Consider the following 23,799-nt stretch of genomic DNA (forward strand, 5'->3'; position numbering starts at 1 on the left):
TCGCCCGCCTCGATGGCCAGCGCCCGGCCGATGGCGGCGAAGGGGAAGACGGCCTGGATCACGTCGTCGCGCCCCTCCACGTCGGACGGTCCCAGGCCCGCCGAGACGATCTCCGGCTCGGTGAAACAGACGGCGGCGATGGTGACCGGGTTGAAAACGCGGTCGTGGCCCGCGATGATTTCAGCGACCACCTCGCCCTGGGCCGAACCCTTGTGCGCCAGCATGGGTTCGCCCGTCAGGTCGCCGACCGCCCAGACGTTCTTCATCGAAGTGGCGCAGCGCTGGTCGATCTTCACGAAGGGACCGGCCATGGCCACGCCCATGTTCTCCAGGCCCCAGCCCTGGGTGCGGGGCCGACGGCCGACGGTGACCAGCACCTTGTCGGCGTCCAGTTGCAGCGGCTCGCCGTCCTTGGTCGTGATCGACAGCTTGCCGTCACCGAAGCCTCCAGCGCGCGCACCCAGATGCAGTTCGACGCCATGCTTCTCCAGCCACTTCGCCACCGGATCGGTCAGAGCCTTGTCGTAGAGCGGCAGGATGCGCTCGGCCATTTCGACGATAGCGACTTCCGCGCCCAGCTTCCTGAAGGCGATGCCCAGCTCCAGCCCGATGTAGCCGCCGCCCACGACGACCAGCGTCTTGGGGACCTCCGACAGGCTCAGCGCCTCGGTCGAGGAGATGACGTCGCCGCCGAACGGCAGGAAGGGCAGTTCGACCGGCTCGGACCCCGTGGCCAGGATGACGTGTTCGGCCGTGATGCGGATGTCGCCGTCATCGTTCTTCACCATGCAGGTCTTGGCGTCCTCAAACTTCGCCCAGCCCGTGATGACCTTGACCTTGGCCTTCTTCAGCAGGGCCGCGACCCCGGCGTTCAGCTTCTTGACGATCCCGTCCTTCCATTCGACCGTCTGTTTCAGGTCGATGGCCGGCTTGGCCGCAGTTATGCCCAGCGTGCCGCCGTCGGCGGCCTTGGCCACGGTCTCGAACTTGCCCGCCGCATGGATGATGGCCTTGGACGGAATGCAGCCGACGTTCAGGCAGGTCCCGCCCAGACCGTCGCCACCGTCCACCAGCACGGTGTCCAGACCCAACTGGCCGCAGCGGATGCCCGCGACATAGCCGCCGGTGCCGGCGCCGATGATCAGGACTTTGGTCTTGAGGGTCTGGGTCATTGGTTAGTCGGCCAACTGATAGCGAATAGTCAAAGAGGCACCGCGTCCCTTGGGCGGCTCCGACAGAACCCGATCTTTTGGGCCCATCGCTTGGCGCATAGCGGCACAACAACTCGGCATGGCGTGACCAGCCTTTGGATAGACCCCGACTTCGCGATGCAGATCGCCAGCTTTCACATCGATCTGGGTGTTTCCGGATCGCTTGGCTGCTTCCAACCGGGCTCGGAGGTGGCGTCTGAATGACTCGATGCTGAGGTCGATCATCTCACCGCATCCACAACGTCGCGGGGTTCTCCAGCAGCCCCTTGATCCGTTGCACGAAGACCGCCGCGTCGTGGCCGTCGACGATGCGGTGGTCGAAGCTGGAGGACAGGTTCATCATCTTGCGCACGACCATCTGGCCGTCCCGGACCACCACGCGTTCGGCGATCTTGTTCGGGCCGACGATGGCGACCTCGGGGTGGTTGATGATCGGGGTGTGGACCACCCCGCCCAAGGTCCCCAGCGAGGTTATGGTGATGGTCGAGCCCGACAGTTCCTCGCGCTTGGCTGAGCCGTCCTTGGCCGCGCCCGAGACGCGAGCGATCTCCAGCGCGGTGTCGTAGGGATCGCGCGCCTCGGCGTGGCGGACGACCGGCACCATCAGGCCGTTCGGCGTCTGTGCGGCGATGCCCAGGTGGACGGCGGCGTGCTGGGTCAGGACGCCGGCCTCGTCGTCATAGGTGGCGTTGATCTGCGGCTGGTCGCGCAGGGCCACGACGATGGCGCGGGCGATGAAGGGCAGGACGTTCAGCTTGGGCTGGTCCTTTTGCTTCGTCGCGTTCAGGTGCGCGCGAAGCTCCTCCAGCGCCGTGACGTCGATCTCCTCCACATAGGTGATGTGCGGGATGCGTCGGACGCTCTCGGCCATCTTCTCCGCGATCTTGCGGCGCAGGCCGATGATGCGGATCTCGGTCGTCCCTTCCGCCTTGGCATAGGTCGAGCCGCCGCCGGACGGGGCCGACGCGGGTTGCGATCCCCCGCGCGCGATAAAGCCGTCCAGGTCTTCGTGGGTGATCCGCCCGGCCGGGCCGGAGCCGGGCACGAAGGTCAGGTCCACGCCCAGGTCGCGGGCGCGGTTGCGCACGGCCGGGGAGGCCAGCGGGCGTTCGCCGGCGGCGCGGCCGGTCAGGGCGGGGACGGACTTGCCCCCCTCCCCCGCTGCGCGGGTGCTCCCCCCGGCGGGGGGAGACTTGGACGGCGCCGAGCCCCCATTGGGGGAGGGGGACGCCTTTGGCCCTCGGGCTGGACCCGAGGGGGTGGAGGGGGCCGAAGCGGGCGCGGGCGTCGAGACATTGCCCTTGCCTTCGACGTCGAACGCCACCAGAGGCCCGCCGACCGGCACGGCCTTGCCCGCCTCGCCGTACAGGGCGACCACGGTTCCGGCGACCGGCGAAGTAATCTCAACCGTCGCCTTGTCGGTCATGACGTCGGCCAGGATCTGGTCCTCCTCGACTGCGTCGCCGACCTTGACGTGCCAGCCGACCAGCTCGGCCTCGGCCGTGCCTTCGCCGACGTCCGGCAGTTTGAAGACGTAATTGCCGGCAGGGGTCTGGGGGGCTTCTAGAGCCCCTCCACCACGCTTCGCGCGGTCCCCCTCCCCACTGGCGTGGGGAGGAGACGATGCGGCCACGGTCTCCTCCCCGCGCGTAGCGGGGGGAGGCGGCTCGGAGCGGAGCGGAGAGACGGAGGGGCTCTGCGCCTCATCCGCATTGCCCGCGCCCTCGACCTCGAACTCCACCAGCGGGCCGCGCACAGGGACCATGGCGCCGGGCTCGCCGTGCAGGGCCGTGACCTTGCCGCTGACCGGGGCGGTGATCTCGACGGTGGCCTTGTCGGTCATGACGTCGGCGACGATCTGGTCTTCGGCGACCATGTCGCCGACCTTGACGTGCCAGCCGACCAGTTCGGCCTCGGCGGTGCCTTCGCCCACGTCGGGCAGCTTGAAGACGAAACGACCCATCTTATCGACCTCCCGTCATGACGCTCTTGATGGCGTCTGCGACCCTTTGCGGTCCGGGGAAATATTCCCATTCGAAAGCATGGGGATAGGGCGTGTCCCAGCCCGTCACACGCGCGATCGGCGCTTCCAGGTGATAGAAGCAGCGCTCCTGCACCAGGGCCGACAGCTCGCCGCCGAAGCCGGACGTCTTGGGCGCCTCATGCACGATGACGCAGCGGCCGGTCTTCTTCACCGAGGCCTCGATGGTCTCGATGTCCAGCGGGACCAGGGTTCTCAGGTCGATCACCTCGGCGTCCACGCCGGCGTGTTCGGCGCCGGCCAAGGCGACCCAGACCATGGTGCCATAGGCCAGGATGGTGACGTCGTTCCCCTCGCGCATCACGCGCGCCTTGCCGATCGGCTCGACGTATTTGCCCGTGGGCACCTGCGCCAGCTCTTGCGCCTTCCACGGGCTGACCGGCTTCTCGTGCCAGCCGTCGAACGGGCCGTTGTAGAGGCGTTTCGGCTCGAAGAAGATGACCGGATCGTCGTCCTCGATCGCCGCCGTCAGCAGACCCTTGGCGTCATAGGGGTTGGACGGGATGACGACCTTCAGGCCCGCGATGTGGGTGAACAGGCTTTCGGGGCTCTGGCTGTGCGTCTGGCCGCCGAAGATGCCGCCGCCATAGGGCGAGCGCACCACGATGGGAGCGGTGAACTGGCCGCCCGAGCGATAGCGCAGCTTGGCCGCCTCGGACACGATCTGGTCGTAGGCCGGATAGATGTAGTCGGCGAACTGGATCTCGACCACGGGGCGCAGGCCGTAGGTCCCCATGCCGATGGCGGCGGCGACGATGCCGCATTCGCTAATCGGGGCGTCGAAGCTGCGGGTCAGGCCGTGTTTCTGCTGCAGCTTGTCGGTGACGCGGAAGACGCCGCCGAAATAGCCCGCGTCCTCGCCGAACGACAGGACGTTGGAATCCTCGGCCATCTTGACGTCCAGGGCCGAGTTCAGCGCCTGGATCATATTCATCGGCGCCGTGCCGGCGGCCTCGGGCGCGACCGACCGCGGGGCCGCGTCCTGATCGACCATGTCGGGTTCGATCCCGTCGTTGCGGTCCGCTTCGGTGAAGGTGGATTGCTCGGCCATGGTCAGATCCCCACCTCGCGGCGCTGTTCGACCAGGCGCCAGTCCTCGGTGGCGTACACCTCCTCGAACATGGTCTTCACGCTGGGGCGCGACTGGCCCAGGGTGCCGATGGCCTCGGACTCCTTGCCGGCGGCGCGGACCTGTTCGACCGCCTCGCGCAGGGCCGTGGCGTGACGCTCGTCGTCCCACTCTCCGATGACGGTCAGGTGCTGGCGCAGCCGCTCCAGCGGATCGCCCAGCGGCCATTTCTCGTGCTCGTCGCCGGGGCGATAGCGGCTGGGGTCGTCTGAGGTCGAGTGCGGGGCGCCGCGATAGGTGAACAGCTCGATCACGGTGGCGCCCTGGTTCGTGCGGGCGCGCTCCTCGGCCCACTGGGTCGCCGCCCACACGGCCAGGAAGTCGTTGCCGTCCACCCGCAGGGCCGGCAGGCCATAGCCGATGGCCTTGGAGGCGAAGGTGGTCTCAAGCCCGCCGGCGATGCCCTGGAAGGAGCTGATGGCCCACTGGTTGTTGACGATGTTCAGGATGACCGGCGCGCGATAGACGGAGGCGAAGGTCAGGGCGTTGTGGAAGTCGCCTTCCGCCGTGGCGCCGTCGCCGATCCAGCTGATCGCGATCTTGTCGTCGCCCTTGTAGGCGCTGGCCATGGCCCAACCCACCGCCTGGGGAACCTGGGTGCCCAGATTGCCGCTGATGGTGAAGAAGCCGTAGTCCCTGGACGAATACATGATCGGCAGCTGGCGGCCTTTGATCGGGTCCGCCGCGTTCGAATAGATCTGGTTCATCATCTCGACCAGCGGATAGCCGCGCGCGATCAGAAGCCCCTGCTGGCGATAGGTCGGAAAGCCCATGTCCTCGCGGCTGAGCAGCATGCCCTGCGCGACCGCGATGGCCTCCTCGCCGGTGCACTTCATATAGAAGCTGGTCTTCCCCTGACGGTGGGCGCGGTGCATCCGGTCGTCGAAGGCGCGCGTCAGGATCATGGCCTTCAGGCCGCGCCGCAGCGTTTCCGGGTCCAGGCGCGGGTTCCACGGGCCAACCGCGTTTCCGGCGTCGTCCAGCACCCGAATCAGCCGAAAGGCGTGATCGCGCATCGCATAGGGCGTCGTGTCGGTCTCGGGCCGTTCGACGGCCCCGGCCGGGTCCAGCTGAAGGTGGCTGAAGTCCGGTGCGTCGCCGGGGCGGCCCGAGGGCTCCGGAACCCGCAGCGACAGCGGCTGGCTGTTCTTCTTCATGATTTTGTCGTTCATGCGGGCGTCCGTTGTCCGTCCGTGTTTCCTCTGGACGACTGATAACACGGCCCCTAGGAAGGCGCTCGCTCAATATGACCTTGCTAAATCGCGATTTCGGGTTTTTTATTTCGCGATAATCATAATCGGAGAAACGCCTTGGCGGACGAACTCGATCCCATCGACGCCCGGATCCTCGACATCCTGCAACAGGACGCCGGCCTCTCGGTCGCGGAAGTGGCCGATCGCGTCGGTCTGTCGGCCTCACCCTGCTGGCGGCGCATCAAGCGGCTGGAGGATTCCGGCCTGATCACCAAGCGCGTGACCCTGTTGAACGCCCAACTGCTGGGGCTGGACTTCGAGGTGTACGCGATCGTCAAGCTGAGCCTGCCGTCTTCCGAAAACCTCGACATCTTCGAGACCGCCGTGGACAAATGGCCCGAGGTGGTCCAGTGCGCCACCATAACCGGGCGCGAGGACTATGTGCTGCGGATCATCACCGCCGACATGCACGCCTTCGACAAATTCCTGCGCGAGAAGCTGCTGGCCCTGGGCATCGTCTCGGACTGCGAAAGCCACATCGTCACGCGCGGCGTGAAAAATGTGACCGCCCTGCCTCTTGGCATCGTGACGCCCCACGTCGGATAACGACGTCCGGGCCTCCCGCCCCGGGACCAAGACCATGATCGAACTGGTGATCGACGCGCGCCGCAAGGATCTCGGCGGGTTCGAGGTCGGGCGTGTCCTGCCCTTCCATTCGCGCCGCATGGTCGGGCCCTTCATTTTCCTGGACCAGATGGGGCCGGCCGAGTTCGCGCCGGGCGCCGACGCCATCAATGTGCGCCCGCACCCGCACATCGGCCTGTCGACCCTGACCTATCTGTTCGAGGGCGAGATCATGCACCGGGACAATCTGGGCTACACCCAGCCGATCTGTCCCGGAGAGGTCAACTGGATGACCGCCGGCCGGGGCATTGTCCACTCAGAGCGCACGGATCCGCTGAAGAAGAGCCGCGGCGGGCCGATGCACGGCATGCAGGCCTGGGCGGCCTTGCCGAACGAGGCCGAGGAGACCGATCCCGCCTTCCATCACCTGGGCGAGGACGACCAGCCGACCTATGAGAACGGCGGCCTGTTCGCGCGGCTGGTGGCCGGAGAGGCGTATGGCGCCAAGGCCGGCGTGCCGGTCTCGTCGCCCCTGTTCTATGTCCACTGGGAACTGCAGCCCGGCGTCAAGACCGCTCCGCCGCCCGGCCGGGGCGCCGAGGGCATGAGCGAGCGCGCCCTGTTCGTGGCCAAGGGTTCGATCGAGGTCGGCGACCGCACCTTCCACGAAGGCCAGATGATCGTGCTGGAGCCGACGGCCGAACCGACCGTCAAGGCTCTGACTCAGTCGACCGTCATGGTCATGGGCGGCGAACCGGTGGGCGAACGGCTGATCTGGTGGAACTTCGTCGCCTCCAGCCAGGCCCGCCTGGACCAGGCCAAGGCCGACTGGAAGGCGGGGCGGATGAAACTGCCCAAGGAGGACGACCTGGAGTTCATCCCTCTGCCCGAGGAACCGTCCCAGGCCCAGCCGGCCCCCGCGTCCGTCGAACCCAAGCCCACCGACCCGGTGTAGTGAATCGCCTCCCCGTCGTGGGAGGCAGAAGATTTGCAGGCCCCGTCGCAACCGGCTAACGCCAGCGGCATGAACTTCGACTTCGACGCCCAGGTCACCGCCGCCCTGTTCGACGCGTCCGGCGCCGTCTTCGCCCTGGGCGACGGTTCGGTGCGGTTCGACGATCGCCAGCGGATCGAGGCGCATGACGGGGCGGTGCTGTGCGCGGCCGTGCATCCGTCGGGCGACGGCGTCGTCACCGGCGGCGACGACGGCCGCGTGGTCTGGAGCCGGCGCGGCGAGGACCCTCAAATCCTGGCCACGGCCAAGAACCAGTGGATCGACGCCATCGACGCCTCGGCCGCGTCGGGCCTGGTGGCCTTCTCCTTCGGGCGCACCCTGTCGGTGATCGATCCGGCGGACACCGGGTTCCGCCGCGACTTCCAGCACGAGCGCACCGTCTCCGGCGTGGCCTTCGAGCCCAAGGGCCGGCGCATCGCGACCTCCACCTACGGCGGCGCGGCCCTGTGGTACGCGCGGATCGAAAAGCAGCAGCCGACCCTGCTGAAATGGGCCGGGTCGCACACCGGAGTGACCATCTCGCCCGACGGCGCCTTCGTCGTCACCATGATGCAGGACAATCAACTGCACGGATGGCGGCTGAAGGACGCCAAGAACCTGCGGATGGGCGGGTATCCGGGCAAGGTCCGCTCGGTCGCCTTCCTGGCTGGCGGTCAGTTGATGGCGACCTCGGGCGCGCAGGGCGTGGTGCTGTGGCCCTTCATCGGCTCCAACGGCCCGATGGGGCGCGAGGCGACCGAGATCGGCTATGACGAGGCCAGTCTGGTCAATCTGGTCTCGGCGCGCGCGGCGCACGGTCTGGTCGCCGCCGGCCTGACGGACGGTCGGGTCTGGGTCGCCCATCCGGCGGCGCAGGGGCTGAACTTCGTCAAGGCCGAGAAGGGCGCCGCCATCGTGGCCCTGTCGCTGAGCCCCAAGGCGGACAAGGTCGCCTGGGCCGACGAGGACGGTCGCGCCGGCGTGGCGATCCTCTGAGATGGCGGGCAAGCGGTTCCGTCCGGGCCGGCTGCTGGGGCTGATCCTTCTGGCCCTGATCGCCGTGCCGGTGGTCGGGGTCGCCCTGTTCGCGGTGGTCCCGCCGACGCCGACCATCCTGATGCTGCAGCAGGCGGCCGGGGGGCGGGGACTGGACTATCGCTGGCGGGGGCTGAACGACATCTCGCCGAACCTGGTCGACGCCGCTATCGCCGCCGAGGACGCCCGCTTCTGCAGCCACCACGGCTTCGACATGGAGGCGATCCAGAAGGCGCTGGACCACAACGCCGAGGGCGGGCGCATCCGGGGCGGATCGACCATCAGCCAGCAGACCGCCAAGAACGTCTTCCTGTGGCCGTCGCGCGACTGGGTCCGAAAGGGGCTGGAGGCGGGCTACACCGTCCTGATCGAGACGGTCTGGTCCAAGCGCCGGATCATGGAGGTCTATCTGAACGTGGTGGAGTGGGCGCCCGGCGTCTATGGCGCCCAGGCGGCGTCGCGCCACTGGTTCGGCAAGGACGCGGCCGACCTGACCCCGCGCGAGGCGGCGCGCCTGGCCGCCATCCTGCCCGCGCCGCGCCGCTACAAGGCGGCCAGTCCCGGCCCTTATGTCCGCCGCCGCGCCAGCCGCATCCAGGCCGCCATGGGCACGGTGCGGGGCGACGGCCTGAACGCCTGCGTCCTCGGGTCGCGCTAGAGCCCCTCGCGGGCCTTCAGCTCCTGGCGTTCACGGGCCACGGCGGCGTCGACCGCGCGGCGCTGCTGGGCGACCTGGGCCTCCAGTTCGATCAGTTCGCGGTTCTTGGCGTTGGAGGCCTCGGCGCGGCTGACGCCGGCGGGGCGGCCGGTGATGTCGGGCACGTAGATCGGCGTGGCGCAGGTGCGCGTCTCGATGTCGTACCAGTCGCCGCGCGCCTCGCACCGCTCGCCGGGGCTGACCCAGACGGCCTGCAGCACGAAGATGCCCGCCAGCATTACCCCGAACACGCCCAGGAAGATCATGCTCAGGCGCGGAAAGGTCAGGAAACGCTTCATCTCTCGGTCCGTTAGGGTCGGTCGGGCCAGGAAACCTGACGCCGCGTTACGTTGACAGGCCTTCTCGACCGCTCCATGTCCTTGCCCCATCAATCAGGCGATTTCACGGATAGACCCATGAAGGTTCTCGTCCCCGTCAAACGGGTGATCGACTATAACGTCAAGGCCCGCGTGAAGGCGGACCAGTCGGGCGTCGACCTGGCCAACGTCAAGATGAGCATGAACCCCTTCGACGAAATCGCCGTCGAAGAGGCCGTGCGTCTGAAGGAAGGCAAGGAGCACCACGCCGCCGGCACGGCCGACGAGATCGTCGTGGTGTCCATCGGCGTCACCCAGGCGCAGGAGACGATCCGCACCGCCCTGGCCATGGGCGCCGACCGCGGCGTGCTGATCCAGTCGGACACCGACCTGGAGCCCCTGGCGGTCGCCAAGCTGCTGAAGGCCGTGGTCGACGAGGAGAAGCCTGACCTGGTGCTGATGGGCAAGCAGTCCATCGACGGCGACAACAATGCGGTCGGCCAGATGCTGGCGGCCCTGCTGGACTGGCCCCAGGCCACCTTCGCCGGCAAGCTGGAAATCGCCGACGGCAAGGCGACCGTGACGCGCGAGGTCGACGGCGGCCTGCAGACCGTGGCGGCCCAGCTGCCGGCGGTGGTGACCGTGGACCTGCGGCTGAACACGCCGCGCTACGCGTCTCTGCCCAACATCATGAAGGCCAAGAAGAAGGAGATCGCCGTCAAGGCGGTCGCCGACTACGGCGTCGACACGGCCGACCGGCTGAAGGTCCTGAAGGTCACCGAGCCGCCCAAGCGCTCGGCCGGCGTCAAGGTCGAGAGCGCCGCCCAACTGGTCGAAACCCTCAAGTCCGCGGGAGTGCTGTAAATGGCCGTCCTCGTCATCGCCGATCACGACGGCTCGGCCGTCCGCGACACCACCAACAAGACCGTGACCGCCGCCCTGGCCCTGTCGTCCGACGTGGACGTGCTGGTGGTGGGCGAGAACGCCAAGGACGCCGCCGACGCCGCCGCCAAGATCGCCGGCGTGCGCAAGGTGCTGCTGGCCGAGAGCGCGGGCCTGGGCAAGGCGCTCGCCGAGGCGGTGGAGGCGACCGTGGTTCCGCTGGCCGACGGCTATGACGCCATCCTGGCCCCCGCCACCACCGACGGCAAGAACTACGCCCCGCGCATCGCCGCCAAGCTGGACGTCGCGCCGATCTCGGACATCGTCGAGGTCCTTTCGTCTGATAGTTTCGTGCGCCCGATCTACGCCGGCAACGCGCTGGAGACGATCCAGTCGTCGGACGCCAAGAAGGTGATCACGGTGCGCCCGACCGCCTTCGACGCGGCGACCAACGACGGCTCGGCCTCGGTCGAGACGGTCGCCGGCGCCGATGCACCCAAGACCGCCTTCGTCTCCGAGGAGATGGTCAAGTCGGACCGGCCCGAACTGGGCGCCGCCAAGATCGTCGTCTCGGGCGGCCGCGCCCTGGGCTCCGCGGAGGAGTTCCACGCCGTCATGGACCCGCTGGCCGACAAGCTGGGCGCCGCCGTCGGCGCCTCGCGCGCCGCCGTGGACGCCGGTTATGCGCCGAACGACTATCAGGTCGGCCAGACCGGCAAGGTCGTGGCGCCCCAGCTCTACATCGCCATCGGCATCTCGGGCGCCATCCAGCACCTGGCGGGGATGAAGGATTCCAAGACCATCGTCGCCATCAACAAGGACCCGGACGCCCCGATCTTCCAGGTGGCGGACTATGGCCTGGTCGCCGACTACAAGACCGCCGTCCCCGAATTGATGGCCGCCCTGGGCTGACCCTTCGGCCAGGCATTGGTTGTTCGCCCGTCCCGGTTCGCCGGGGCGGGCGTTTTCTTAGGGGGTTGCACCCAACCCGCATGGGTCTTATGCGCGCGCTCAATCTCCCCCGCACGTCGCTGAAAGATCCGCCATGACCGAGGCCTCCAAGCCCAAGAAAGTCGTCCTCGCCTATTCCGGCGGCTTGGACACCTCGATCATCCTGAAATGGCTGCAGACCGAATACGGGGCGGAGGTCGTGACCTTCACCGCCGACCTGGGGCAGGGCGAGGAGCTGGGTCCGGCGCGAGAGAAGGCGCTGAAGCTGGGCATTAGACCTGAGAACATCTTCATCGACGATCTGCGCGAGGAGTTCGTGCGCGACTTCGTCTTTCCGATGTTCCGCGCCAATGCGCAGTACGAGGGCGACTATCTGCTGGGCACCTCCATCGCCCGGCCGCTGATCTCCAAGCGCCAGATCGAGATCGCGCGTCAGGTCGGCGCCGACGCCGTCTGTCACGGCGCGACCGGCAAGGGCAACGACCAGGTCCGTTTCGAGATCGGCTATTACGCCCTGGAGCCCGACATCCGCGTCATCGCCCCCTGGCGCGAGTGGGAGTTCCGCAGCCGCGAGGCCCTGCTGGACTTCGCCGAGAAGAACCAGATCCCGATCGCCAAGGACAAGCGCGGCGAGGCGCCCTTCAGCGTCGACGCCAACCTTCTGCACTCCTCGTCCGAGGGAAAGGTGCTGGAAGACCCGGCCGTCGAGGCCCCCGAGTTCGTCCACCAGCGCACCATCAGCCCCGAGGACGCGCCGGACGTCGCGACCGTCATCGAGATCGGCTTCGAGCGCGGCGACGCCGTCTCGATCAACGGCGAAGCCATGAGCCCGGCCACGATCCTGACCGCCCTGAACCAGTACGGCCACGACAACGGGATCGGCCGTCTGGACCTGGTCGAGAACCGTTTCGTCGGCATGAAGTCGCGCGGCGTCTATGAGACCCCCGGCGGCACCATCCTGATCGCGGCCCACCGCGGCATCGAGAGCATCACCCTGGACGGCGGCTCCATGCATCTGAAGGACCAGCTGATGCCGAAGTACGCCGAGCTGATCTACAACGGCTTCTGGTTCTCGCCCGAGCGCGAGATGCTGCAGGCCGCCATCGACAAGTCGCAGGAAAAGGTCACAGGCACGGTCAAGGTCAAGCTGTACAAGGGCAATGTCTCGGTCATCGGCCGCGAAAGCCCCTACAGCCTCTACGATCAGGACCTGGTGACGTTCGAGGAAGGCGTCCAGGCCTATGACCACAAGGACGCCGCCGGCTTCATCAAGCTGAACGCGCTGCGTCTGCGGGTGCTGGCCAAACGGGACGCGCGCGGCAAGTAAGGCTGCGCTTGCCGCCACCCGGATTTCTCGTAGGGTGGCGGCTCCATTTCTCGGAGCATTCTCCATGCGTCTCCTGACCCCGCTGGCCGCCGTCGCCGCCCTGGCGCTCGCCGCCCCCGCCTTCGCCCAGGATGCGGCGCCAGCCGCGCCGGCGGCCCAGGCGCCCGCCGCCGAGCAACAGAGCCCGGAAGAGGCCGCCTTCGAAGCCAAGGCAGAGGCGTTCGGCCAGAGCATGGAGGCGATGGCGACCGAAATGCAGACCGCCGCCGCCCAGGCCGACAAGGCCAAGGCCAAGACCGACCTGGACGCGATCCAGGCCCGCTATCAGTCTGACGCCGACGCCTTCGTGACCGAGTTCCAGGCCTTCGCGACCGCCCAGACGGCCGCGTCAGGCGAGGACGCCTCGGCTCAGATCGCCGCCGCCGCCGAGCAGATCCGCGGCATTCCCGCCCTGGCGCGCGGTCAGGTGGAAGCGGCCGCCAACGCCCCGGCCGAGCCTCCGGCGACCCCTCAGTAAGTCGCCTTACCGCGATTTCACTTGAGCCCAGGCGGTCGTGGGGCGACCTTGCGCGGGTCGTCCACGGGGGGTCTCCCATGATCCGCGTCCTCAGCCTGACCGCCGCGCTGGCTCTTCTGCCGCTTTCGTCCGCCCTGGCCCAGGAAACGGCTCAGGAGGCCGCCGCGCCGGATTCGGCCGAGGCCCGTTTGGAAGCCGCTTCGGCCGACTTCGAGGCCCGGATGGAGCGCTTTGGCGAACGCGCCGAGGCCATTTCCGAGGACGAGAGTCTAACCGACGAACAGAAGGGCGTTCGCATCTCCGCCCTGTGGGCCGAGTATTCGCCCGACGTCGCCGCCTTCACCGCCGAGGCGACCCGCATGGCCTCTGCCATCGCCGCCGAGGCGCTGAAGGACATCGACGTCGACGCCCTGGTCTCCGAGGCGCTGAACGATCCAGAGGTGCAGGACGCCATCCAGAGCGGCGTCGCCGGCGCCCAGGGCGTCGTCGCCAATAGCGCCTGGACCAATCCCGACCCCGAACAGATCGAGACCTACGGACTGATCGCCCAGTACGCGCTGGACCAGGCCGGCGACGCCGTCGAGGCGATCGAGCCGCCGGCCCCGCCCGAACCCCCCGCGCCGCCGGCGCCCGAGGTGTGAAGCTAGGGCTTCGATCCGCTTGACGGGCGCGTCACGGCGGAGGACATCGCCGCAATGTCCGCCCTGCCTGTCGATCCGCACCTCTATTCGACCTTCCTAGGGGTCATGGCCGTGATGGCGATCACGCCCGGCCCGGCCAATCTGTTCGCGGTGGCGACAGGCATGGAGAAAGGCCGCGCCTCGGCCCTGGTCGGCGTGGTCGGCGTGAACGCCGCCACCCTGGTCTGGTTCGCTGCCGCCGCCCTGGGGTTGGGCGCCCTGGTCAAGGCCTTCCCCCAGGCGTTTCGCCTGATCGCCGTGGCCGGCGCCCTCTATGTCGCCTGGTTGGGATTGAAGGCCTTGCACGGCGCCTTCAAGACCGCCGCGGATCCCAAGCGCATCGTCGTGCGGCGCGGCCGCAGCGCCTTCGTCGACGGCTTCGCGGTGCAGATCGCCAACCCCAAGGCGGTGCTTTTCTTCACGGCCGTCCTTCCGCCCTTCCTGGATGTCAGTCGCCCCATCGCGCCGCAGCTGGTTCTGTTCGCCGCCGCCGTCATCGGCATGGACATGATGTCGATGAGCGCCTACGCCCTGTCCGGCGCCGCGCTGTCGCGTCGCATGGCCCAGCCCCGGTTTCGGCGCGGTTTCGGCCTGTTCGTCGGCATCCTCTTGCTGGCCGCGGCCGTATTGATCGTCATCAGGTTGTAGCGCGCCGCAAGCTTGGCCTTGCATTCGTCGGGAACGTGGCCGTTCATGCGTCGTTCAGCAGCCAGCGCGCCCAATTCGGCGATCAAGGAGTTGATTTCATGAAAGCCCCCTTCCTCAAGACCCTTGCGATCACGGCGGTCGCAGGGCTGACTCTGGCCGCGTGCGCCACCGCCACGCCGTATCAGCCCGCCGGCTTCAACGGCCAGCGTGGCGGCTATGCAGAACAGCGGCTGGAGAACGACCGCTACCGCGTGTCCTTTTCGGGCAATTCCCTGACCTCGCGCGAGCAGGTCGAGATGTCGTTGCTGCTGCGTTCGGCCGAGCTGACGGCCGAGAGCGGCTATGACTGGTTCGCCACGGTGAACCGCGCCACGGATCGCGACACCCGCTTCGTCGGATCGCCCGACCCGTTCTATTCGCGATACAACAGCTTCTACGGGCCGTACTGGGGTCCGTCGTGGCGCTATTATCGCGGCGGCTTCTGGCGCCCGTTCGACCCGTGGGGTCCCAACGACTTCGACGTGCGCCAGGTAGACCGTTACGAAGCCAGCGCAGAGATCGTGATGGGCCGCGGTCCCAAGCCCGCCGGCGATCCCAACGCCTTCGACGCCCGCGAGGTCATCCAGAACCTGGGACCGCGCGTCACCCGCCCCATGCCCTGACAGGCCTGAAGCAGCGCGAAGCGCGATAGGCCGACCAATCCCCGCGTGGGCCCTCAGCCCACGCGGGGATTTTTCAGACGGCGCTTGTTGATGTGGCTGGCCGGCGCCGCGCCCAGATCCTCGGGCAGTTCACCCTTGAAGTAGAAGCGCTGCCACGCCTCCTTGGCCGCGTCCGGGTCTCCGCCCGCCAGTCGCTGGTTGAAGTCGGTGCGGGCGCGGTTCCAGGCCTCGAACTGGCCGTGCATGGTCGGGTTGGACTCCAGCGTGCGGATCACCGGCTGGAACTGCTCGACCTTCTTGTGCTCGATCAGATTGATGAAGCAGAAGGGCTCGCCCTTCTCGAACCGCACCCGGCCCGGCCGCGTGAATATCCAGTTCATGGTGAAGGGAAACGGCAGCCAGTCCGTCTCGATCAGGCCGACCAGCGGCTGGATGCCGTCCTTCACATGGTTGGGCGATCCCGAGCACATCATCCCCCAACCGGGCGGCGTGCGGAACAGGTACTGCGGATGCATCGTCAGGACCCCGCGCGAGAAGTGCGAGGTGACGAAATGCTTCATGTCGTGCTGCGGCCGGTCGGGCGTGATGACGATGTCGGCCTGCGACGGCCCGCCGTTCCACTCCGCCGCGAAACCGAACGGGCACAGGATTTCCCAGCCCGTGGTGTTGGCCATGTTCAGCGGAAGGCAGCGATAGGGGTGGCGGCTGGCGAAGGCGTCCATCCAGTCGCGCGACTGGCGACCGGGCACCAGATCGGGCGGCCGGGCCGTCATCGGATAGCATTCCAGTTCCAGCGGGCGCGTCTGCACGGTATCGACCATGGAAACTTCCCTATCGCGACGTTCCCGGCCGCTCAACCATGACCGCTTCCCCGCCCTTCGACCGCGACCGCCTGCTGGCCTGGATGGCCGAGCGCGAGATCGCGCACACGACCCACGACCACCCCGCCGTCTTCCGCGTGGAGGAGGGTCTGGAGATGAAGGCCGCCCTGCCCGGCGCCCACACCAAGAACCTGTTCCTGAAGGACAAGAAGGGCCGGCTGTGGCTGATCTCGGCGCAACAGGACACGATCATCGACCTGAAGCGCGCGCCCGCCGTCATCGGTTCGGACCGGCTGTCGTTCGGAAACGAAGCCTTGATGTGGGAGACTTTGGGTGTGCGACCCGGCTCGGTCACGGCGCTGGGCCTGATCAATGACCTTGAGCGCCGAGTCACTTTCGTGCTGGACCGTCGGCTGTGGGAGGCAGACATCGTCAACTTCCACCCGCTGACGAACACGGCGACCACGGCGCTGGACCAGGCGACGTTCCGCCGGGTCACGGCCCTGTTGGAGCGGGAGCCGATCCTGGTGGATTTCGCGACGATGGCGGAATGATGCGGCGGATGGCGCGCCGCCTCGGCGCCTGATAATGGCGACCTTCAAGCTGTGCCTTGCCGACGACGAAACCGGTCGGCGGCAGGGTGTCATCCATTGGCTTCATGGAAACCGTCATGCGCAAGATCGTCGTCCTGTCCCTCGTCGCCGCCGCCCTGGCGGTTTCGGCCTGCAACACCATCTCGGGCATCGGCCGCGACGTCTCGGCCGCCGGGTCGGCCGTCAGCCAGAGCGCCGAACAGGCCAAGCGCTGACCGGCGCCAGGCGAACGGATTCTCGTTTCTGTCGTCACCCGGTGCTAGCGTGACGACCTGGGCATGGGAGACGGACGATGGGTTTTCTCGACACGGTGCTGAACGGCCTGGGCGATGACGCGGCTGGCGGCCTGGGCGATCTGCTCAAGACCCAGGGCGGGGTCGGCGGACTGGCGGAAAAGTTCGGCCAGGCGGGGCTGGGGGATGTGGTGGGCTCCTGGATCGGCAAGGGCGCCAACGCCGGAATTTCGGCCGAGCAGATCGCCGCCGTCCTGGGCTCCGGCCCGCTAGCCGACTTCGCGCAGAAGCTGGGCGTCTCGCCGCAGCAGGCCAGCGAAACCCTTGCCGGCCTGTTGCCCGAGGCCATCGACCGCCTTACCCCGGGCGGTCAGGTCGATGGGGCCGACGACCTGCTGGCCAAGCTGCCCGGCGGGGTGGGCGACATGATCGGCGGTTTCTTCAAGCGCTGAGGCGTCAGGAGGGCTGGCCCTCGGTCGCGGCGACGGCGGGGTCCTCCGCTTCCGGCGCTCGGCCGGCCTGGAGCCGCGTCTGCTTGGCGGCGACGATGAAGGCCAGCACGATCCCGAACACGCCGATGGCGGTCGAATACAGGAAGAAGACGACATAACCCGCGCCGAGGGCGGCCGGCGTCACCCCGCTGGTCGCCGCGCCGGCCGCCAGCGAACCTTCGGGCAGGCGGGCGAACAGTCCCCTGAAGACGGCGAACGGCCCCGACCCTTCCGCCGCGCGGGCCGACGCCTCGATGATGCGCCCGGACTGGGAGGCGATCAGCTTGCCGGGCAATGCGTAAAGCGAGCTGAACAGGGCGTATTGCGTCGCGGTGAAGCCGATCGAGGTCAGGCTGGACATATAGGCGATCAGGGCCGTGCCGGCGTAGCCGGTGGCGCTGTTGTCGATCCCGATGGCGACCGTCAGGGCGGGCAGGCTGGGGCCCTGCGTCGCCAGCCAGGCGAAGACCAGGTTCGACACCGGGCTCATGAAGGCGCCGATGACCATGGTGCGTATCAGGCCCAGCTTCGCCACCGACCAGCCGCCGATAAACACGCCCAGCGTGGTCATGATCACGCCGAACACCTTTCGAACCTCCGCCAGTTCGGTCTTGGTGAACCCCAGGTCCAGGTAGAAGGGATTCATGATGTTCAGCACGAAGTCGGCCAGGCGATAGACGCAGATCAGCGCCAGGATCAGCGTCGCCACCCCGGCGAACCGCTTGTAGAAATCCGCCAGGGGCTGGCCGAACGAGCCCGCCAGATAGGCGCCGGGCCGCGTCTTGACCCTTGGCAGCGGCCAGCAGGCCAGGACCAGCACGGCCAGACCGATGAACACCGCCGCGACCTGCAGATAGACGCCTTCCGGCCGCGCGTCCCAGGCGCCGGCGACGGCGGCCTTGCCCTCCGCGCCAAGGCCGAACAGGCCAAGCAGCGTGTTCAGAGTGAGGGGCTGGCCCGTCAGGCCGGCGCCCATGATCATGGCGGCGGCGACGATGATCAGCAGTCGCACGATCCATTCCAGCCCCTCCAGTGCGGGCCGCGACGGCACGTCGCCGACTGGAATGGCGCGGATCGCATGCGCCTTCTCGCGGGGCGCGAACAGGACGCCGGCGATGCCGACCCCCATCAGAGCGGCCATCACGGCGTAGGACAGATTCCAGTTGTAAAGATCGGCCAGAACCAGCGGCACGGCGCCCGCCACGATCATGGCGACGCGATAGCCCATCTGATAGGCGGCGGCCATGGCGCCGTGGCGGCTGTCGTCGGCCGCCTCGATCCGCCAGGCGTCGATGACGATGTCCTGGGTCGCGCCGAAGAAACCGACCAGGGCGGCGAAGCCGGCGATGGCGATCAGGGCGTTGGAGGGATTGAGGCTGGAGATCGACCACAGGCCGAACACGATCACGCCTTGCGTCACCAGCATCCAGGCCCGGCGATGACCCAAAAGCGGCGTCAGCAGCGGCACGGCCGTCCGGTCGATCAGCGGCGCCCAGACGAACTTCAGAGAATAGGACAGGGTGGCCAGGGCGAAGAAGCCGATCACCTCCAACGTCTGACCGCTTTCCCGCAGCCACGCCGACAAGGTGTCGAAGATCAGAAGGTTCGGAAGGCCCGCCGAAAACCCCAACAGCAGCATGATGAACACCCGCCGCTCGCCATAGACGGCCAGGCCGCCCAGACGTCCGGCGGGCTTTCCCTGGGCGGGGACGGGGCTGCTGTTGGTCATCATACGCTCCGCGAGACGACCGGAGCGCGGGCGCCTGAACTCAGGCGACCTTGGCGCGGTTGGCGCGGTTCGTCCAGCGGGTCAGGGCGGCGCGCAGCGCCTCGGGGTCCAGGGGCTTGACCAGGTGGTCGTTCATCCCCGCCTCCAGGCACAGGCGGCGGTCCTCGGCGAAGGCGTTGGCGGTCAGGGCCAGGATGGGCGTGGCGTCGCCCGTGGCGCGGATGGCGCGCGCGGCGGCCGGGCCGTCCATGCCCGGCATCCGCATGTCCATGAAGACCAGATCGTAGCGCGCCCGCTTCAGGGCGGCGACGGCCTCGTCGCCGGTGGCGGCGGTCTCGACGGTGCAGCCCTCGCGGCGCAGCAGGGTGCGGGCCAGAAGGGCGCCGACGGGATTGTCCTCGACCAGCAGGATGCGGGTTCCGGCGAAACGGGCGGGGGCGACACGGTCGTCCTCGGGCGCGGGCGTGGAGGCCTGGGCGGGCGCGGCGCCGGCGGCGGCCAGGACCCGCTCGGCCAGGGAGGCGCGGCGCAGGGGCTTGATCAGATAGCCCTGATAGCCCGCGCCGCGATAGCGGGCGATCAGGTCGCGGTCGGCGGGACGCAGCAGGATCACGGCGCGCCGGCCGGTCGGGGCGGCGACGATCCCTCCGGCCTCGGCCAGGGCGTGGTCGACCAGGATCACCGGGGCGTCCGGGTCGATGCGCCCTCCTGCGGCCTCGATCTGGGCGGCGGCGGCGCCGGCGACGAACGGGTCGGGAGAACACATCGCCACGGCCTGTCCTTCCAGCGGCCGACCGCGATCCACGGCCACGGCCTCGAACGAGGCGGTCAGGCGAAAGCGCGCGCCGTGGCCGTCGGGCCGGTCCTCGACCGCGACCGATCCGCCCATCGCCTCGGCCAGGCGGCGCACCACGGCCAGGCCCAGGCCGGCGCCGTCGAAGCGGGCGGCGTCGGAGGAATCGACGTGGCCGAACTCCTCGAAGATGCGCGCGCGCGCCTCGGCCGGGACGCCCGGCCCGGTGTCGTCGACGACGAAGGCCAGCAGCGGGCGAAGGGCGGTTCCTCCGGCGCGTTCCACGCCGATGCGGACGCCGCCGGCGGCGGTGAACTTGACCGCGTTTCCGGCCAGGTTGAACAGCACCTGGCGCAGCCGCCCCTCGTCGGCGACGATGTCGGGAACATCGGCGGCGACGGACCAGGCGATCTCCAGCCCCTTTTCGTGGGCGCGGGCGCTGAGCAGTTCGGCGACGCCGCGCACCAACCCCTCGACGTCCACCGGCGCCAGGTCGAACTCCAGCTTGCCGGCCTCCAGCCGGGCGTAGTCGAGCAGGTCGTTGACCAGGCCCAGCAGGTGCTCGGCCGACTGGCGCGCTGTCTCGGCATAGGCGCGCTGGGCGCCGTCCAGACGGGTGCGCTGCAACAGGTTGATCATGCCGATCACCCCGTTGAGCGGCGTACGCATCTCGTGGCTCATCAGGCGCAGGAACTGCTGCGCCGGATCGACGGCGGGCGCGTTCGGGTCTTGGGTGTCTTTGCTCGCCGCGCGTCGCGCCATGATCGCCTCCACAGGCCACCGACCTAGCGCACAGGCGTTAAAATCCCCTGCCGTTCACGAAGAGAGGAACGCCGCCTGGCCCCCGCCACCCTCACGCAGGCCGAAGGGCGCATCGCCGCGATGCGTGGTGCGCCGGTCGAAGTCCGCCTGGGCGCCCACCGTGGCGCGGCGATAGATCAGGGCTTCGGCGATGTGGCGGCGAAGCACGCCGGTCGATCCGTCCAGGTCGGCGATGGTGCGCGCCAGGCGCAGGGTCCGGGTCCAGCCGCGCGCGGTCAGGCCGCCCGCTTCGCCTGCCCGCATGAGCAGCATGCGCCCCGCCTCGTCCGGCGTGGCGAAGCGATCCAGCGTCTCGCCGCCGGCCCTGGCGTTCAGGCCCTGGGAGGCGTCCAGACCGGCTTCACGCGCGCGGTCCTCCTGTGCGGCGCGGGCGGCGGCGACGCGCGCCTTGGCCTCGGCCGTGCCCTCGGAGGGCGGAGGCAGGGCCATGTCGGCGGCGGTGACGGGCGGCGTCTCCACCGTCAGGTCGATGCGGTCGAACATCGGGCCCGAGATGCGGTTCTGATAGTCGCGCTGGCACCGGGGCGCCTTGCCGCAGGCGCCGCGTCCGGCCCCGCCCAGGCCGCAGCGGCAGGGGTTCATCGCCGCCACCAGCTGGAATCGGGCTGGATAGCGGACATGGGCGTTGGCGCGGGCCACCACGATCTCGCCCGTCTCCAGCGGCTGGCGCAGGGAGTCCAAGGCCTGGGCGGAATACTCCGCTGTTATGGCGCAAACACACCTAACGGTTTGAGACGCATCTAACTGTTCTTGCTACGTTCTTTTCATGGAACAGAAGCCCGAACGCCCCAACACCGTCGCCGGTCTGATCGAGAAGCGCACCGAACTGGCCGGGATGCTGAAGCATCTGCGCGCCGAAGAGCGGAAGGTGATCTGCGATCTTGATCACATCGACGCCGCGATCCGTCTGTTCGATCCAAACGCCGACCCCACACGCATCATCCGCTACCCGACGAAGCATCGCGCCAAAAAGGGCGAGGTCGTCCGTTTGGTAGTGAGGCTGCTGAAAGCGGCCGACCACCCACTGACAGCGCTCGACATCGTTCATGAACAGATCAAACTGCGTGGGCTGAAGGCAGACGATGCCACCGTGGTCCTCATGAGGAAGCGCATCGGGGCCTGCCTGACCAAGCTGAAAGCTGACGGCTATGTCCGCGTCGTGCCGCTGCCGGGGCTGTATCAAGGCTGGGAGATCGCACGATGATCCCTCGTTTCAAGTCTGGTCCGATCCGCTTTACCCGTGGCCGGCGCTTCTACGAGGTCGCGCACGCCTACGACGGCAAAGGCTTCATTGGCCTGTGCGACGGCCGTATCATTGCTACGGCACCGGACCCGGCGGCGGTCGCTAGGGCGATGATCAAGACGGCGGGCTGGCAGCGCTAACCGTAATGTATCCGCCGCTTAAAAATGGCCTTGCCCACCACTTCTCTGCCCCCGACTTTATCCCAGGCGGACAGACCGTCTACGTCGGCGTCCGCCCCCTCGACGATGGCTGGGTCATCGCCGTGGTCAGAATCGACGACTGCGCCGATGAGGCGGAAGCGGTCTGGCTTGGGTCACGCATCCGCACTGATATGCTCGCGCACATGCGCTTCACCAACCAAGAGGACGTGCCCCTCGAAGCCGTCGATGTCGAGCAGGGAGTGCCTGTTGGCGGCAGTGCCTGGAGCGTCGCAGTATATGTCACACTCAGTTCAATGCGGGAGGCCGAGACGATGGTTGCCTTCCTGACCGCCTACGCAGAACCGGGTCTGTATCAGGAATGATGGGACTGACGAACGGGCAGTAAGGGATGACCTGACTACCGAAGGTCCGATCGCCGAAGGCGATCACGAGCGCAGCCGAAGGCCAGCGAGTGAGGCGCATCGAGGCAGTGGCGTCGCTTCAGCAGTGAATGTTTTCGGCGACGCCGTGACCAAGCCTTGAGGCTCGTCGCTCTCGCCATGCCAATAGCCTCGCAGCCATAAAACCCAACGGTGTCGAAAAACGGAAATTTGCACACCTACCAACTGAGGTTCGCTGGGAGCCAACTCCCTGATACTGACTGGCTATGCCACGTCTGATTTCACCACCGCTTGAGGCGTTTGCCGATCTTCGGCAGCCTCTGACGCCAGGCGAACGCCTCGTGTTCGAGATGTTCAACGATACGCTTCCGCCAGGATGGGAGATATATCTCCAACCGCATCTGAATGGCCTTCGTCCTGATTTCGTCCTGCTAAACCCTGACGTGGGAATTGGTGTGTTCGAGGTGAAAGACTGGAACTTGGGCGCGCTGCGATACTTCACGAAGAAGGACCAATACGGACTTCCGGTCTTGATGGGCGAACAGGACGGGCGGCAGTTTTCGCTTCAAAGCCAGAACCCCGTCACCAAGGTCGATGCCTATAAGCAGAGCATCTACAACCTCTACTGTCCGCGCCTCGCACAGAAGAACGGTTACGGAGCCATCACTGCTGGGGTCATATTTCCCTTTGCGCGCGCAGAATCAGTGCGGTCACTTTTCTCTCCGTTCATCAAGAATTCGGAAGACGACAAGTTCGCTAAGTATAGCCCAATTAGCGGCATGGAAGAAATCGGCCGAGGGGATATTGCTGCTGTGTTCCCCGAGTCTTGTCGAGAAAAATCCTATCTGATGAACGATACGCTTGCGGCTGATCTGCGTGGTTGGCTTGTCGAGCCTGATTTCTCATCAACACAACGGCTCCCGCTAGAACTTGATGCGGTCCAAAAAAATCTCGTCGTGACGTGGCCTGCAACAGGCTACAGACGCGTAAAGGGACCAGCGGGTTCGGGTAAGTCACTCGTTCTCGCTGCGCGCGCCGCCCAGCGGGCGCGAGACGGAAAATCCGTCCTAGTTGTGACCTTCAATATTACACTCTGGCACTACCTTAAAGACTTGGTAGTGCGGGCTCGCCCTGGTCGAGGCGGGATGCAAATGATTCAGTTCGATCACTTCCATCTATTTTGTCGACGAGCGGCCGAACAAGCTGACATGGGGAATGATTACATTGCACTTTTCAAGGACTTCTCTAAGAAGAGAAAATCCGAGCAAGATGATATTATCATGCGTCGTGTTCCAGAACTTGCCACGCACGCGCTATCAACGGGCCGTCCTGAAAAATTTGAAACAATACTTGTCGATGAAGGGCAGGACTATCAGCCCGAATGGTGGAACATTCTACGGATGGCTCTTGCTCCAGAAGGAGAAATGCTACTGGTCGCGGACATCACTCAAGACGTTTACGGGACCGGCAAGGCTTGGACGGAAGAAGCGATGAACGGCATGGGGTTCGCCGGCGGCAGGTGGGCGCATCTTCGAACTAGCTATCGCCTGCCTCCACTTGTTCAGGATCACACGAGGGAATTTGCGAACCGATACCTCCCCAGCGAAACCACTGACCTCCCCGAC

The 23,799-nt window shown here is 67.3% G+C and carries 26 protein-coding genes and 1 pseudogene; 18 read left to right on the forward strand and 9 right to left on the reverse strand.

Annotated elements, in window-relative coordinates:
* From B2U11_RS14575 to B2U11_RS14590, 4 genes are all read right to left on the reverse strand, one after another.
* On the reverse strand, positions 1–1,172 hold a 1,172-nt coding region (locus B2U11_RS14575), incomplete at its 3' end, for an FAD-dependent oxidoreductase (RefSeq protein ID WP_292072809.1).
* A 265-nt stretch (positions 1,173–1,437) separates the two neighbouring features.
* Positions 1,438–3,174 (reverse strand): 2-oxo acid dehydrogenase subunit E2, encoded by a 1,737-nt coding sequence (locus tag B2U11_RS14580; protein ID WP_292072811.1) that lies wholly within the window; start codon positions 3,172–3,174, stop codon positions 1,438–1,440.
* 1 nt (position 3,175) lies between these two features.
* Entirely contained in the window at positions 3,176–4,246 is a 1,071-nt protein-coding gene (locus B2U11_RS14585; protein WP_349680734.1) for an alpha-ketoacid dehydrogenase subunit beta, read from the reverse strand.
* A 59-nt stretch (positions 4,247–4,305) separates the two neighbouring features.
* Positions 4,306–5,553: a 3-methyl-2-oxobutanoate dehydrogenase (2-methylpropanoyl-transferring) subunit alpha gene (locus tag B2U11_RS14590; RefSeq protein ID WP_292072813.1), complete on the reverse strand. Its 1,248-nt coding sequence runs from the start codon at positions 5,551–5,553 to the stop codon at positions 4,306–4,308.
* A gap of 138 nt (positions 5,554–5,691) precedes the next feature.
* On the opposite strand from B2U11_RS14590, the gene B2U11_RS14595 reads away from it, so the two are divergent.
* From B2U11_RS14595 to mtgA, 4 genes are all read left to right on the forward strand, one after another.
* Positions 5,692–6,180, forward strand: a complete 489-nt coding sequence (locus tag B2U11_RS14595; RefSeq protein ID WP_292072814.1) for an Lrp/AsnC family transcriptional regulator — start codon at positions 5,692–5,694, stop codon at positions 6,178–6,180.
* A 34-nt stretch (positions 6,181–6,214) separates the two neighbouring features.
* Positions 6,215–7,153 carry a pirin family protein gene (locus tag B2U11_RS14600; protein WP_292072815.1) on the forward strand — a complete coding sequence of 313 codons (939 nt, stop codon included), beginning with the start codon at positions 6,215–6,217 and terminating at the stop codon, positions 7,151–7,153.
* 69 nt (positions 7,154–7,222) lie between these two features.
* On the forward strand, positions 7,223–8,188 hold the full coding sequence (locus B2U11_RS14605) for a WD40 repeat domain-containing protein (protein ID WP_292072817.1): 966 nt from the start codon (positions 7,223–7,225) through the stop codon (positions 8,186–8,188).
* 1 nt (position 8,189) lies between these two features.
* Positions 8,190–8,885 carry a monofunctional biosynthetic peptidoglycan transglycosylase gene (gene mtgA / locus B2U11_RS14610; protein ID WP_292072819.1) on the forward strand — a complete coding sequence of 232 codons (696 nt, stop codon included), beginning with the start codon at positions 8,190–8,192 and terminating at the stop codon, positions 8,883–8,885.
* Here the strand turns inward: mtgA and B2U11_RS14615 are convergent.
* Positions 8,882–9,223, reverse strand: a complete 342-nt coding sequence (locus B2U11_RS14615) for a hypothetical protein (protein ID WP_292072821.1) — start codon at positions 9,221–9,223, stop codon at positions 8,882–8,884. The two genes, mtgA and B2U11_RS14615, sit on opposite strands and share 4 nt — an antisense overlap.
* Before the next feature lie 117 nt (positions 9,224–9,340).
* Between B2U11_RS14615 and B2U11_RS14620 the strand changes: the two genes are divergently transcribed.
* From B2U11_RS14620 to B2U11_RS14650, 7 genes are all read left to right on the forward strand, one after another.
* A complete protein-coding gene (locus B2U11_RS14620; RefSeq protein WP_249749486.1) occupies positions 9,341–10,105 on the forward strand; it encodes an electron transfer flavoprotein subunit beta/FixA family protein in 765 nt (254 codons plus the stop codon).
* Complete coding sequence (locus tag B2U11_RS14625; RefSeq protein ID WP_292072825.1) at positions 10,106–11,035, forward strand: electron transfer flavoprotein subunit alpha/FixB family protein; 930 nt, start codon at positions 10,106–10,108, stop codon at positions 11,033–11,035. It abuts the gene before it with no gap.
* A 133-nt stretch (positions 11,036–11,168) separates the two neighbouring features.
* Positions 11,169–12,401 carry an argininosuccinate synthase gene (locus B2U11_RS14630; RefSeq protein ID WP_292072826.1) on the forward strand — a complete coding sequence of 411 codons (1,233 nt, stop codon included), beginning with the start codon at positions 11,169–11,171 and terminating at the stop codon, positions 12,399–12,401.
* 64 nt (positions 12,402–12,465) lie between these two features.
* Positions 12,466–12,918, forward strand: a complete 453-nt coding sequence (locus B2U11_RS14635) for a translation initiation factor IF-2 (protein ID WP_292072828.1) — start codon at positions 12,466–12,468, stop codon at positions 12,916–12,918.
* 77 nt (positions 12,919–12,995) lie between these two features.
* Entirely contained in the window at positions 12,996–13,559 is a 564-nt protein-coding gene (locus B2U11_RS14640) for a hypothetical protein (RefSeq protein WP_292072830.1), read from the forward strand.
* 54 nt (positions 13,560–13,613) lie between these two features.
* Positions 13,614–14,246: a LysE family translocator gene (locus B2U11_RS14645; RefSeq protein WP_292072832.1), complete on the forward strand. Its 633-nt coding sequence runs from the start codon at positions 13,614–13,616 to the stop codon at positions 14,244–14,246.
* A gap of 98 nt (positions 14,247–14,344) precedes the next feature.
* Positions 14,345–14,908 carry a CC0125/CC1285 family lipoprotein gene (locus B2U11_RS14650; protein WP_292072834.1) on the forward strand — a complete coding sequence of 188 codons (564 nt, stop codon included), beginning with the start codon at positions 14,345–14,347 and terminating at the stop codon, positions 14,906–14,908.
* A gap of 53 nt (positions 14,909–14,961) precedes the next feature.
* Here the strand turns inward: B2U11_RS14650 and B2U11_RS14655 are convergent, their stop codons facing one another.
* Complete coding sequence (locus B2U11_RS14655) at positions 14,962–15,702, reverse strand: DUF6065 family protein (RefSeq protein ID WP_292072851.1); 741 nt, start codon at positions 15,700–15,702, stop codon at positions 14,962–14,964.
* A gap of 65 nt (positions 15,703–15,767) precedes the next feature.
* Here B2U11_RS14655 and B2U11_RS14660 point away from each other — a divergent pair, with 65 nt between their 5' ends.
* The 3 genes from B2U11_RS14660 to B2U11_RS14670 all read left to right on the forward strand — a co-directional run bounded on the left by B2U11_RS14660 (position 15,768) and on the right by B2U11_RS14670 (position 17,007).
* Entirely contained in the window at positions 15,768–16,283 is a 516-nt protein-coding gene (locus B2U11_RS14660) for a prolyl-tRNA synthetase associated domain-containing protein (RefSeq protein ID WP_292072835.1), read from the forward strand.
* A gap of 116 nt (positions 16,284–16,399) precedes the next feature.
* Positions 16,400–16,537, forward strand: coding sequence for an entericidin A/B family lipoprotein (locus tag B2U11_RS14665; RefSeq protein ID WP_292072837.1), 138 nt, complete (start codon positions 16,400–16,402; stop codon positions 16,535–16,537).
* Between the two features lie 77 nt (positions 16,538–16,614).
* On the forward strand, positions 16,615–17,007 hold the full coding sequence (locus tag B2U11_RS14670; protein ID WP_292072839.1) for a YidB family protein: 393 nt from the start codon (positions 16,615–16,617) through the stop codon (positions 17,005–17,007).
* Between the two features lie 4 nt (positions 17,008–17,011).
* Here the strand turns inward: B2U11_RS14670 and B2U11_RS14675 are convergent, their stop codons facing one another.
* The 3 genes and pseudogenes from B2U11_RS14675 to B2U11_RS14685 all read right to left on the reverse strand — a co-directional run.
* On the reverse strand, positions 17,012–18,778 hold the full coding sequence (locus tag B2U11_RS14675) for an AmpG family muropeptide MFS transporter (RefSeq protein ID WP_414632975.1): 1,767 nt from the start codon (positions 18,776–18,778) through the stop codon (positions 17,012–17,014).
* A 37-nt stretch (positions 18,779–18,815) separates the two neighbouring features.
* Positions 18,816–20,330, reverse strand: coding sequence for a response regulator (locus tag B2U11_RS14680; RefSeq protein ID WP_292072844.1), 1,515 nt, complete (start codon positions 20,328–20,330; stop codon positions 18,816–18,818).
* A 54-nt stretch (positions 20,331–20,384) separates the two neighbouring features.
* Positions 20,385–21,089 (reverse strand): annotated as a pseudogene (locus B2U11_RS14685) (ATP-binding protein); the annotation flags it as partial.
* Positions 21,090–21,156: 67 nt separating this feature from the next.
* Between B2U11_RS14685 and B2U11_RS14690 the strand changes: the two are divergent.
* The 4 genes from B2U11_RS14690 to B2U11_RS14705 all read left to right on the forward strand — a co-directional run.
* A complete protein-coding gene (locus B2U11_RS14690; protein WP_292072846.1) occupies positions 21,157–21,594 on the forward strand; it encodes a hypothetical protein in 438 nt (145 codons plus the stop codon).
* Positions 21,591–21,773, forward strand: coding sequence for a hypothetical protein (locus B2U11_RS14695; RefSeq protein WP_292072848.1), 183 nt, complete (start codon positions 21,591–21,593; stop codon positions 21,771–21,773). Before B2U11_RS14690 ends, B2U11_RS14695 begins: the two co-directional genes overlap by 4 nt.
* A 5-nt stretch (positions 21,774–21,778) precedes the next feature.
* On the forward strand, positions 21,779–22,156 hold the full coding sequence (locus tag B2U11_RS14700; protein ID WP_292072850.1) for a hypothetical protein: 378 nt from the start codon (positions 21,779–21,781) through the stop codon (positions 22,154–22,156).
* Between the two features lie 284 nt (positions 22,157–22,440).
* Positions 22,441–23,799 (forward strand): UvrD-helicase domain-containing protein (locus B2U11_RS14705; protein WP_349680733.1); only part of this gene is annotated, 1,359 nt, incomplete at its 3' end.

The organism is Brevundimonas sp. UBA7534 (assembly GCF_002479325.1).
In the GTDB taxonomy this organism is placed as follows: domain Bacteria; phylum Pseudomonadota; class Alphaproteobacteria; order Caulobacterales; family Caulobacteraceae; genus Brevundimonas.

What these genes read in the sequence shown, in the direction of transcription:
- B2U11_RS14615 (WP_292072821.1), bottom strand. Translation starts at nt 9,223, where the DNA reads ATGAAGCGTTTCCTGACCTTTCCGCGCCTGAGCATGATCTTCCTGGGC.
- mtgA (WP_292072819.1), top strand. Translation starts at nt 8,190, where the DNA reads ATGGCGGGCAAGCGGTTCCGTCCGGGCCGGCTGCTGGGGCTGATCCTT.
- B2U11_RS14625 (WP_292072825.1), top strand. Translation starts at nt 10,106, where the DNA reads ATGGCCGTCCTCGTCATCGCCGATCACGACGGCTCGGCCGTCCGCGAC.
- B2U11_RS14590 (WP_292072813.1), bottom strand. Translation starts at nt 5,553, where the DNA reads ATGAACGACAAAATCATGAAGAAGAACAGCCAGCCGCTGTCGCTGCGG.
- B2U11_RS14580 (WP_292072811.1), bottom strand. Translation starts at nt 3,174, where the DNA reads ATGGGTCGTTTCGTCTTCAAGCTGCCCGACGTGGGCGAAGGCACCGCC.
- B2U11_RS14670 (WP_292072839.1), top strand. Translation starts at nt 16,615, where the DNA reads ATGGGTTTTCTCGACACGGTGCTGAACGGCCTGGGCGATGACGCGGCT.
- B2U11_RS14630 (WP_292072826.1), top strand. Translation starts at nt 11,169, where the DNA reads ATGACCGAGGCCTCCAAGCCCAAGAAAGTCGTCCTCGCCTATTCCGGC.
- B2U11_RS14695 (WP_292072848.1), top strand. Translation starts at nt 21,591, where the DNA reads ATGATCCCTCGTTTCAAGTCTGGTCCGATCCGCTTTACCCGTGGCCGG.
- B2U11_RS14600 (WP_292072815.1), top strand. Translation starts at nt 6,215, where the DNA reads ATGATCGAACTGGTGATCGACGCGCGCCGCAAGGATCTCGGCGGGTTC.
- B2U11_RS14700 (WP_292072850.1), top strand. Translation starts at nt 21,779, where the DNA reads ATGTATCCGCCGCTTAAAAATGGCCTTGCCCACCACTTCTCTGCCCCC.
- B2U11_RS14660 (WP_292072835.1), top strand. Translation starts at nt 15,768, where the DNA reads ATGACCGCTTCCCCGCCCTTCGACCGCGACCGCCTGCTGGCCTGGATG.
- B2U11_RS14675 (WP_414632975.1), bottom strand. Translation starts at nt 18,778, where the DNA reads ATGATGACCAACAGCAGCCCCGTCCCCGCCCAGGGAAAGCCCGCCGGA.
- B2U11_RS14690 (WP_292072846.1), top strand. Translation starts at nt 21,157, where the DNA reads ATGGAACAGAAGCCCGAACGCCCCAACACCGTCGCCGGTCTGATCGAG.
- B2U11_RS14680 (WP_292072844.1), bottom strand. Translation starts at nt 20,330, where the DNA reads ATGGCGCGACGCGCGGCGAGCAAAGACACCCAAGACCCGAACGCGCCC.
- B2U11_RS14640 (WP_292072830.1), top strand. Translation starts at nt 12,996, where the DNA reads ATGATCCGCGTCCTCAGCCTGACCGCCGCGCTGGCTCTTCTGCCGCTT.
- B2U11_RS14620 (WP_249749486.1), top strand. Translation starts at nt 9,341, where the DNA reads ATGAAGGTTCTCGTCCCCGTCAAACGGGTGATCGACTATAACGTCAAG.
- B2U11_RS14650 (WP_292072834.1), top strand. Translation starts at nt 14,345, where the DNA reads ATGAAAGCCCCCTTCCTCAAGACCCTTGCGATCACGGCGGTCGCAGGG.
- B2U11_RS14585 (WP_349680734.1), bottom strand. Translation starts at nt 4,246, where the DNA reads ATGGTCGATCAGGACGCGGCCCCGCGGTCGGTCGCGCCCGAGGCCGCC.
- B2U11_RS14635 (WP_292072828.1), top strand. Translation starts at nt 12,466, where the DNA reads ATGCGTCTCCTGACCCCGCTGGCCGCCGTCGCCGCCCTGGCGCTCGCC.
- B2U11_RS14645 (WP_292072832.1), top strand. Translation starts at nt 13,614, where the DNA reads ATGTCCGCCCTGCCTGTCGATCCGCACCTCTATTCGACCTTCCTAGGG.
- B2U11_RS14665 (WP_292072837.1), top strand. Translation starts at nt 16,400, where the DNA reads ATGCGCAAGATCGTCGTCCTGTCCCTCGTCGCCGCCGCCCTGGCGGTT.
- B2U11_RS14605 (WP_292072817.1), top strand. Translation starts at nt 7,223, where the DNA reads ATGAACTTCGACTTCGACGCCCAGGTCACCGCCGCCCTGTTCGACGCG.